The sequence below is a fragment of the Treponema primitia ZAS-1 genome (assembly GCF_000297095.1).
GTDB lineage: Bacteria > Spirochaetota > Spirochaetia > Treponematales > Breznakiellaceae > Termitinema > Termitinema primitia_A.
In genome coordinates this window covers 1-1,542 of sequence record NZ_AEEA01000144.1, presented here as the reverse complement: position 1 = coordinate 1,542, position 1,542 = coordinate 1, and the positions used below count along the sequence as shown (strand labels likewise).

Below are 1,542 nucleotides of genomic sequence, written 5' to 3'. Positions count from 1 at the left end.
GTAGTTTTAGTGCGTTCCCGGTAACCTAATCGGGGTCCATAGGGGGGGCTAATCGCCCCAGGTTTCCATGTTGTAGGATCGGCGTTTGTTTTTGTGCTGCTCGAAGTTCTGTATTCCGGCATTAAAGCGCCGCTCCGTTTCCAGTGTAGAAGGCGGGCCATGGCCGGGGAGGACTATATAATTTCCCGGCAGGGGGAATATCTTTGTCCGCAGGGCAGCCATCTGTACTTCGGCGCCGTAGGAGCTGGCGGTGGTTCCCAGCATACCCGCATTAAGGGCATCGCCGGTAAAAAGCAGATGATCTATCTTGAACACCGCAGAATCCGATGAATGGCCGGGTACAGAAATTACCTCAATATGAAATGAACCGATATTCAAGGAATCTCCATCCTTTACCATGTTTGTTTTATGTTCGAGGATCAGATGATCCACCGCGTATATTTCCACATCGTAGATTCGTTTGAGGGTCCGCAGTCCGTGAACATGGTTCAGATGATCGTGGGTTATCAGTACCCCCATGAGTTTGTAGTTCTTCTGTTCAATAAAGTCGAGAATCGCCTTGTCTATATTCCCCGGATCGATGATGATCGCCTCGCGAGACGCCGTCTCGGTACCAAGGACATAGCAATTGCTGAAACCAAAACTGCAGTAATGAAAAAAGACTTTCACTTAATCCCCTTCTCCGTACTCAAAGATAGCTTCCGCCGTGTTAGATGACTTAAAGGATATCCCTTCCTGTTTGGTCTTGATAAAGTAGGTTTTTTTTATGTTACAATTAATAAAATCGGAGCAATCCATTTGGGCATTGATAAAACGGCTGTTATACAAATTCGAATTATTGAAACGGCACTCCGTAATACCGGCGCCGCCGAAGTTAATGTGTACCAGTTCCGAACCTTCAAAGGTACAGTTCAGAATGGAGGACCCCCCAAAACTTAAAAACTGCCAATCGCTTTTTGAAAAATCGCAGTCATAGAACCTGCCGAAATCGAAAAAACTCATCCGCATAACACTATCAACAAAGGAGCATTGGGAAAAGGAAGCGCCGCTGAAGTTGCAGCCGTAAAACCGGCGGCGGGAAAAATCGATGTTTTCAAAGCTGAGCCCCGAGGCGTTGAGGTCTTTGATAAGCTCCCGTTGGGTAATATATTCCACAATACGCCGGGCTTCTTTTTTCGGATCCGCCGCATGAACGGCACAGACCGGAGAACCGGTAAGGGCGTTTCGGCCGCAGCCGGCGGCGCAGGGGGTCAAGGCATACATATTGTTATTATAGCATATATTGCGGGAAAGAATAGGACCGGACCCCGGACTAATCGGCAAAGACGGGGGGAGGGAGGGGCATCCCTGGCGCTCGCACGCAGGTAGAATTCGCTTACGGAGCCCAGTAGGTCTCCTCCAGCAGGGACGCCCTCCCTCCACCCACCGGCGGCAAAGTGGTGCCAGACACCACTTTTTATGTTTTTTATATATATCTTTATAAGAAACTGGTGTATACTATATATGGATTCTACTAAAATGAGGTATTTTGTGCCGGTAAAT

General features: G+C 48.2%; 3 protein-coding genes. All 3 read right to left on the bottom strand.

What is annotated here, in order from left to right; all coding sequences use genetic code 11:
• Positions 1-48: 48 nt before the first annotated feature.
• A complete protein-coding gene (locus tag TPRIMZ1_RS0116310) occupies positions 49-669 on the bottom strand; it encodes an MBL fold metallo-hydrolase (RefSeq protein WP_010262984.1) in 621 nt (206 codons plus the stop codon).
• Positions 670-1,263: a pentapeptide repeat-containing protein gene (locus TPRIMZ1_RS0116305; RefSeq protein ID WP_010262981.1), complete on the bottom strand. Its 594-nt coding sequence runs from the start codon at positions 1,261-1,263 to the stop codon at positions 670-672.
• On the bottom strand, positions 1,251-1,542 hold a 292-nt coding region (locus TPRIMZ1_RS20930), incomplete at its 5' end, for a hypothetical protein (protein WP_010262978.1). The genes TPRIMZ1_RS0116305 and TPRIMZ1_RS20930, both read right to left, overlap by 13 nt.

What these genes read in the sequence shown, in the direction of transcription:
- TPRIMZ1_RS0116305 (WP_010262981.1), bottom strand. Translation starts at nt 1,263, where the DNA reads ATGTATGCCTTGACCCCCTGCGCCGCCGGCTGCGGCCGAAACGCCCTT.